At 41.8% G+C, this 4038-nt stretch carries 6 protein-coding genes and 1 pseudogene; 3 read left to right on the forward strand and 4 right to left on the reverse strand.

Annotated elements, in window-relative coordinates; all coding sequences use genetic code 11:
• The coding region (locus tag IM319_RS18865; RefSeq protein ID WP_130758671.1) for a transposase at nucleotides 1–114 on the forward strand (114 nt) is incomplete at its 5' end.
• On the opposite strand, the gene IM319_RS18870 is transcribed toward IM319_RS18865, so the two are convergent.
• Nucleotides 91–510 (reverse strand): hypothetical protein, encoded by a 420-nt coding sequence (locus IM319_RS18870; RefSeq protein WP_287736566.1) that lies wholly within the window; start codon nucleotides 508–510, stop codon nucleotides 91–93. The genes IM319_RS18865 and IM319_RS18870 overlap by 24 nt on opposite strands.
• Nucleotides 511–528: 18 nt before the next feature.
• Here IM319_RS18870 and IM319_RS18875 point away from each other — a divergent pair, with 18 nt between their 5' ends.
• Nucleotides 529–1017, forward strand: a complete 489-nt coding sequence (locus IM319_RS18875; RefSeq protein WP_287736567.1) for a universal stress protein — start codon at nucleotides 529–531, stop codon at nucleotides 1015–1017.
• Nucleotides 1018–1026: 9 nt separating this feature from the next.
• Here IM319_RS18875 and lepB read toward each other — a convergent pair whose 3' ends face one another.
• The 3 genes from lepB to IM319_RS18890 all read right to left on the reverse strand — a co-directional run bounded on the left by lepB (nucleotide 1027) and on the right by IM319_RS18890 (nucleotide 3203).
• The gene (gene lepB, locus IM319_RS18880) at nucleotides 1027–1602 is read right to left on the reverse strand and encodes a signal peptidase I (RefSeq protein ID WP_287079052.1); all 576 of its coding nucleotides are present in this window, start codon (nucleotides 1600–1602) and stop codon (nucleotides 1027–1029) included.
• Nucleotides 1602–2435, reverse strand: coding sequence for a nucleoside triphosphate pyrophosphohydrolase (mazG, locus tag IM319_RS18885; RefSeq protein WP_287736568.1), 834 nt, complete (start codon nucleotides 2433–2435; stop codon nucleotides 1602–1604). Before mazG ends, lepB begins: the two co-directional genes overlap by 1 nt.
• Nucleotides 2436–2831: 396 nt before the next feature.
• Nucleotides 2832–3203, reverse strand: a complete 372-nt coding sequence (locus tag IM319_RS18890; RefSeq protein WP_287687543.1) for a hypothetical protein — start codon at nucleotides 3201–3203, stop codon at nucleotides 2832–2834.
• Nucleotides 3204–3903: 700 nt separating this feature from the next.
• On the opposite strand from IM319_RS18890, the pseudogene IM319_RS18895 reads away from it, so the two are divergent.
• Nucleotides 3904–4038: pseudogene (locus IM319_RS18895) on the forward strand (RNA-guided endonuclease TnpB family protein); the annotation flags it as partial.

A 4038-nucleotide genomic window follows, 5' to 3' on the forward strand; every position in this document is an offset into this window, starting at 1 on the left:
GTGGTCGAGGGAATCAACAATAAACTTAAACTAATAAAACGAAGAGGCTATGGCTTTAGAAACTTTCGGAATTTTTGGGTTAGAAGTATGTTATCTTGGCATCTTGTCTGTTGATTTAGCATAAAGAGTAACGAAGAGCCAATTGGGTAAAGGAGCAATATAGTAGGGAACCTTTTTAGCTAACTCTAGGGTACAAGTAATTTTTTTAACTTTGCTTTTACCGCCCAAAAATTTACAATCATAACTAGCATTGTGAAAAACCTTTTCTATCCGGTCAACCAGCATGATTTTAGTGATAAAATAGTTAGTAAGATCGGGTCGATCAAGAACATCCAAAATTGTCACCCGCTCACCCGTTAAGTCCGTGGAATCAGCAAGAATTTGAATCAGAGACAAACGGGGAGTCTTGCTATCGTAATCGGCTACTTCCGTATCTAACCAAAGAATGGGAAAATGGCCAAAGTGATCGATCGCATTCCTAATAGCGTCGGATTCCGTTAAATAAGGCATGGTTGCAGAGGCTGAAAAATGTATCAAAAAATCTTGATAGCAGTAGATTTGTCGGAGATGGGGGAGAGTGTCTTTAAGGAGGCTGTATCCTTAGCCAGTAAGTACGAAGCTAACCTCCTACTACTACACGTCCTTTCCCCTGAAGAAGATTATAGCCCTTTACCGATTCCACCCAATTTAGCCGATATTTACCCCGCCCAGGGCAATGATCTCACTCTCGATTTTTGGCGGCAACAATGGGAAGAATTCGAGGAGAAAGGGGTGGCCATGTTGGAAAAAAGAGCTAGTCAAGCGGGAGAAATGGGTGTAAAGGGAGAATACCGGCAAATTTACGGTCATGCAGCCAAAACTATCTGTAAAGTGGCGCGAGAGGAAAATATTGATTTAATTGTCATCGGTCGGCGTGGGCGATCGGGTCTAGGAGAGTTATTCTTAGGTAGTGTGAGTAATTATGTTCTCCATCATGCCCCCTGTTCCGTCTTAATTGTTCAACATCGTCAGGGCTAAAAATTCCCGTTAGCTATTCCCCCCTAAAATCCCCAAACGATTAAAAGGAAAAAAGCGAAAAACCGCCCTACCAATCACGTTATTTTCCGGTAAAAACCCCCAGATATGGGAGTCATTGCTATTATTGCGATTATCTCCCATGACAAATAAATTATTCTCTGGCACAAGCAAAGGTATTAAATTATATTGAGGGGATTCTAGAATATAATCCTCTGACAAGGGTTGATTATTCAGGTAAATTTTGCCCTCCTTGACAGCAATCACATCCCCTGCTGTGGCAATCACTCTTTTAATAAAAGCTTGGTCCTTTTGGTATCCCTGTAATTGTAATTGTGCCGGCGGTTCAAACACGACGATATCCCCCCGTCGAGGGGGATGGAAATCGTAGGAAAGTTTTTCCACTACTAAGCGATCGCCCTGTGCTAAGGTGGGTAACATAGAATCAGAGGGGATAAAACGAGGTTCAGCCACAAAAGTGCGAATCAGTAGGGCTAAAATTAAAGCTATAGTGATAATTTGCAGATTTTCTCGAATAGAAGCCCAAAAACTCTTGGATTTGTCCTTATTAATTTCTTGCTCTTGCATTATTGCCCGGATGATGGTTGGTGTAACTTAGCTTTCGCTTGCTGCCAGAAAACTGTTAATTCCTCTAGTGTATAGTCATGGAGAGGCTTTTCCGCCACAGATTCCACTAGGGAAAAACGTTGAATAAAACGCAGATTAGTCTCTTGTAAAGCGATACTGGGGTCTAAATTATACCAGCGAGCAAGATTGACAATAGTAAAGAGTAAATCGCCTAATTCTGCCTGTTGATGCTCTTTATCGCCCGATTCTAGGGACTCTTGCCATTCTGCCAACTCTTCGCCAAATTTTTCCCAGACTCCTGCGATATTTTCCCACTCAAAACCGACTCGCGCCGCTTGCCGAGAAATTTTCATCGCCCCGATCAAGGGTGGTAAAGTTTGGGCATAACGGGTTAATTTGCCGCTAATAGTCGGGTCATTTTTTTCCTCAGCTTTGATTTTCTCCCAATTTTGACGCACCTGTTCGGGATTTTCTAGGGATAAATCTCCAAAAACGTGGGGATGACGACGAATTAATTTATCAGTGATGCCCCTAGCCACTTCTTCTAGGCTAAAATTACCCTCATCACTGGCAATTTGGGCTTGTAAAACCACCTGTAGCAGTAAATCGCCTAATTCCTCGGCAATGGCAGTTTTATCACCGCTTTTAATCGCCGCTACCACCTCATAAGCTTCTTCGATAACGTAGGGAATCAGGGTTGCCGGGGTTTGAGCTAAATCCCAAGGACAGCCGCTTTCTGGGTCTCGTAAACGGGCAACAACGGTGATTAAATGGTTTAATGCCTCTAAGATGGCCTTGTAGCTGGGATTGTCGGTTTCTGGAAGGCTAGACATCGATTTTTTCCGGTTTTCTCCCCCAGTATACCGGTTAGTTATCAGTGATCAGTGATCAGTTATCAGTGATCACTGATCAGATGTGAGTTTTCAGTTAACTGATCACTGTTTACCGATCACAGCAAAAAAGCTCTCATCTCCCTATCTTCTAATATTCAGTTACAGCCTTTCTCATAATAGATGAAGTTTAACCTAATTTGAGCGAAGACCGACTCCCCAAAACGAAAACTTCGTACCTCACCATTCAGATAACTGCTTTAGCTCAATAACGATGAAAAAAAACCCGGTGAAACCGGGTTGCACTAGCTTGGAATGTGTATAGTCAACTGATAAAGCAGTTGAAAACTTAAATAAATCTAAATAGAAAAAAGGTAAGCAATTGTAAGAAAATCAGATTTAATGAACTACCCCGCAAGTTAAGGGACAAGAAGCATAAACAGCTTGATGAGAGGTTTTTACCTCACCGTGTAACCAGTGCAACCAGCTAACTTCATGGGGATGAATACCTTTTGCTGTTAATAAAGCGGCACTAATTAGGATAGCCAAAATATTGATGCCGATAATCATTCCCGCCACTAAAAGCACGGAACTAATCGGTAAAACTGACTGTAAGATAATCGCCGACAATGCTCCCACTGTCATCATTAATACTACTAAAGGAAATCCCACTACTAATAAACAGACAGTGAGGACGAAACTCCAGAGAAGAAAGCTTTTTAGCATTGCTAAAGAAACGTGGCCCCAGTTATTTCTTGCGGTTAATTGCATCTTCCTGACCTCTTACAAACTTGGTGGTCTAACTTTTCTGCACGTCGGCTCAAAGTTGATGAAAACCAGTATAGGGAAAACACCGAAGAAGATGAGCTATTCGCAATATAAATTTACAATCATCGCTGATCATCTATGTTATATGTATCGAACTATTACAAGAATCGGCGAGAGGTATCGAAAACTTTACAATCAATTTCTCTTGATCCCCAATGCAGTTTCCTGCTGAAATCCTTGATCCCCGTCGATAATCCTTTCTTGTCTCCCTGTCCTCAGATTTTTCCTCGTCTCGTTGTAACAAATATTTACAAGTACCTCTAGAATTCTCAGAAAATAGGTGGACGGGAGTTGGGAGATGGGAGAGGGGAGACCACTTCGTGCGCGTTGCGGGGGGAAGTGGGGAAGTGGGGAGAAAAAGCTGACGGCTTTTCTTTGTCACAGAATTGACATCCGGCCGTTATAGTCCTGACAAATGAGAGTTATATGCTGAAGTTAATCCAGCAAAGGAATAAATCATTTCCCCTAACCCAGCTTTCCTCAAGCTTCCCACACAGGGTCTAGGGGAAGTTTATTTTGCTGCTGATTTTACCGAAATTTTGGGTTAAAGCCCCGTCCTTTTAGGACGGCTTTTTAAACTATAGCTTGTTAACTTAACTTTTATTGTGCTATACTGATTTTATCTAAGTCCCCCGTGGGTAAAATGTTTGTCTTAGAGTTTAAAGTTAAAGCTAAAACTCAACAGTATCAAGCCATAGACGATGCTATTCGTACTGCTCAATTCATCCGTAACAAATGTGTAAGGTTATGGATGGATACAAAAGGTACGGGTAAGAAC

The organism is Microcystis sp. M113S1 (assembly GCF_020246945.1).
Taxonomy (GTDB): Bacteria; Cyanobacteriota; Cyanobacteriia; order Cyanobacteriales; family Microcystaceae; genus Microcystis.

What these genes read in the sequence shown, in the direction of transcription:
- lepB (WP_287079052.1), bottom strand. Translation starts at nt 1,602, where the DNA reads ATGCAAGAGCAAGAAATTAATAAGGACAAATCCAAGAGTTTTTGGGCT.
- IM319_RS18890 (WP_287687543.1), bottom strand. Translation starts at nt 3,203, where the DNA reads ATGCAATTAACCGCAAGAAATAACTGGGGCCACGTTTCTTTAGCAATG.
- mazG (WP_287736568.1), bottom strand. Translation starts at nt 2,435, where the DNA reads ATGTCTAGCCTTCCAGAAACCGACAATCCCAGCTACAAGGCCATCTTA.
- IM319_RS18875 (WP_287736567.1), top strand. Translation starts at nt 529, where the DNA reads ATGTATCAAAAAATCTTGATAGCAGTAGATTTGTCGGAGATGGGGGAG.
- IM319_RS18870 (WP_287736566.1), bottom strand. Translation starts at nt 510, where the DNA reads ATGCCTTATTTAACGGAATCCGACGCTATTAGGAATGCGATCGATCAC.